The organism is Mesorhizobium sp. Root552, assembly GCF_001427285.1.
Classification (GTDB): Bacteria; Pseudomonadota; Alphaproteobacteria; order Rhizobiales; family Rhizobiaceae; genus Mesorhizobium.
Window position 1 is genome coordinate 1 of sequence record NZ_LMFV01000062.1, and the last position, 2,195, is coordinate 2,195.

The window sequence follows — 2,195 nt, forward strand, 5'->3', positions numbered from 1 at the left end:
TGGCCATTGCGTGGGGTGTGGATGCCGCGGTTGTTGAGGGCCGTGGCGATCCCGCGCAGGCTGGTGATGCCGGAACGCTGGATGGAGGCAATGACGGGCAGGACGGCTTGTGCAAACCTGTCAGCTTCGCGCATCGAGATCTGGCGACCCTTTGCTGCAGCCTCGGCGGCGTTGGTCGGGTTGCCGAGCTTCATTCCGGTGGTCTTGCGCGAGGTGAGGGCGGCTTTGGTGCGTTCTGAGATCAGTCGCCGCTCTTTCTCGGCGAGCGCCGCATAAAGGTGCAGCATGAACGGATCGGCATCGGCGCCTAATTCGGCGACCATGAATGGAATGCGCTGGACCATCAGGCCGGCAATGAAGGCGACATCGCGGGACAGCCGATCGAGCTTGGCGACRATSACSGGGCAGCCTTTGTGACGGGCAAGCGCAAGGGCGCCGGCAAGTTGCGGCCTGCGGTCCAGCGCATCRGCRCCTTTGCCGGTTTCGATCTCGGTGAACTCGTCGAGGATCGAGATGGCCTGGGCATCGGCGAAGCGAGCAATGGCGGCACGCTGCGCCTCGATGCCAAGGCCCGAACGGCCCTGCCGCTGCGTGGAAACCCGATAGTAGGCGATTGCGCACTGCGACATGGAGTTGGCTCTCGTGTTCAAACTGCAAACCACCGTTTGCACTGTGCTCGATATGGGGCGAGATGCAAGTCAAGTCACTGATCTTGTGGGGTTTTCGGGGGCACTGTGGACTGAAGGGATGCCGACCGGCGTCGGGCGGCCGATGGTCGCTGCGCAGGATCCGGATCAAGTTGCTGTCGGCAGCGCGCAACAGGGYCWMTGAATTCTTGGGCTCGCTGACAACTTGAATGTGGGGAACCCTTCACGGGCGCTCGCGTTGCTCCACTACCACGAAGTGGAGAACCTCAAATGGCTGACAATATGGAGGAAATGGCCGGCCCGGAAATTGAACAGGTCATCCTTGTGTATCGAATACGCGATGAGGCATGTGGCCAAGAATGAGGGTGAAGAGGCCTCCGCCGATCTCAAGGGCAACATGCTGAACGCGCTGAAAAACGGCGACATCGATATGGCGCTGCTGGAAGAATCAAAAACGTTCGACTTAGTCATCTCCAAGATTGAACAGCTTGCGTGGGACGACCCGATCGCCGAGCGTCGGCAATAGGCGAGTTCCATCTTTCAGCGCGGGAACACTCTCAACCGATCCCAGCTCCTGCCGGAAACAGTTGGATCGACAGGCAGCACTTCAATTGGCGTTGTTTCGTACTTTGTACGATCAGCGCAGTTGCTCGAGTATTTCCTCGTGGGTGGCAAAGCTGACGCGGACATCGRTGGAGGTCGAACTGGTTTCCTTCCAGCGGGCCCTTGTCTTGAGCCAGAATATTGCCGCAGTCACGGATTCGCGGCCTTCGCCCGTCGCCTTCCTGTACAGGCTTTCCGCGACGCGCAGATTGGCCTTGATGCGGCCATTTTCGAGTTCGCGGGCGCAACTGGATGTCAGGAGATCGAGATCGACCTCCAGGACATGGGCGATTTCCTCTGGCGATAGCCCGAAGCCGGCCAAGGCTTCCACTTTGGCAGTTGGCAACCCATGGCCCAGATCTTCAGGCTCCTGTTCCATTGCTACATCTCTCTTGGCTGTTGCTACGTCGAGCGTGCGTCGTGGTCTTTCGTTTCCACACGCTCGCAGGGACGCTCTTCGTAGGTGGTGACGAAGGTGACGTTCGTATCGAGTTTYCCSTCCATCTCGTGGATGCTCGTCTCCTTCCAGCAGGCGCGGGCTTTCAGCCAGAAGATGGCGGCGGTGACGGATTCGCGACCTTCGCCGGTTGCCTTGCGGTAAAGGCTCTCGGCAACCTTGGCATTKGCCTTCAGGCCGCCACAGTCGAGCTCGTGTTCGAAGGCCGCGCGCAAGACGTCCTCATCAATATCCAGCATTTTCGCAATATTGGCCGACGACAGTCCGTAACCTGTCAGAGCCTCGACCTGTGCCGGGGAGGGCAGGGATGTGGAGTTGCATTGGCGAATACTCATGGCTGCTCAGGCTTCCATRTGATCAGGTCCTGATCTCGTTCGGCCCCGATGTGATGCATGACGCGTTCGTCTCGTTCACGCTTCCATTCCTCGCGCTCGGCCGGAGATACGATGATGCGCCTGATCTCATGCACCTGTTTCAGTGGCTGGCCT

At 59.4% G+C, this 2,195-nt stretch carries 4 protein-coding genes; 1 reads left to right on the forward strand and 3 read right to left on the reverse strand.

All coding sequences use genetic code 11. From position 1 onward, the window contains the following. Positions 1-629: recombinase family protein (locus ASD50_RS20845; RefSeq protein ID WP_056245870.1), on the reverse strand; the 629-nt coding region annotated here is incomplete at its 3' end. A 367-nt stretch (positions 630-996) separates the two neighbouring features. Between ASD50_RS20845 and ASD50_RS20855 the strand changes: the two genes are divergently transcribed. Beyond that, positions 997-1,173, forward strand: coding sequence for a hypothetical protein (locus tag ASD50_RS20855; RefSeq protein ID WP_156465206.1), 177 nt, complete (start codon positions 997-999; stop codon positions 1,171-1,173). A gap of 111 nt (positions 1,174-1,284) precedes the next feature. Here the strand turns inward: ASD50_RS20855 and ASD50_RS20860 are convergent, their stop codons facing one another. Beyond that, entirely contained in the window at positions 1,285-1,629 is a 345-nt protein-coding gene (locus ASD50_RS20860) for a hypothetical protein (RefSeq protein WP_056245879.1), read from the reverse strand. 23 nt (positions 1,630-1,652) lie between these two features. Then, positions 1,653-2,042 carry a hypothetical protein gene (locus tag ASD50_RS20865; protein ID WP_056245882.1) on the reverse strand — a complete coding sequence of 130 codons (390 nt, stop codon included), beginning with the start codon at positions 2,040-2,042 and terminating at the stop codon, positions 1,653-1,655. Positions 2,043-2,195 lie beyond the last annotated feature (153 nt).